The following is a 231-nucleotide window of genomic DNA, read 5'->3' as shown; positions in this document are numbered from 1 at the left end:
GTAGGAGTCTGGACCGTGTCTCAGTTCCAGTGTGGCTGGTCATCCTCTCAGACCAGCTAGGGATCGTCGCCTTGGTGAGCCATTACCTCACCAACAAGCTAATCCCATCTGGGCACATCCGATGGTGTGAGGCCCGAAGGTCCCCCACTTTGGTCCGTAGACGTTATGCGGTATTAGCTACCGTTTCCAGTAGTTATCCCCCTCCATCGGGCAGTTTCCCAGACATTACTC

General features: G+C 55.0%; 1 other annotated feature (cut by a window edge).

Annotated features, from left to right (window positions below):
- Positions 1–125: a sequence feature (mutual gap in cmsearch alignment for this rRNA model is longer than 100), on the bottom strand (it extends 1494 nt beyond the left edge of the window).
- Between the last annotated feature and the right edge of the window lie 106 nt (positions 126–231).

This window comes from Erwinia sp. ErVv1 (assembly GCF_900068895.1).
GTDB lineage: Bacteria > Pseudomonadota > Gammaproteobacteria > Enterobacterales > Enterobacteriaceae > Erwinia.
Note: the sequence above shows the minus strand (reverse complement) of the source record. Positions and strands in the feature narration are given on the sequence as shown.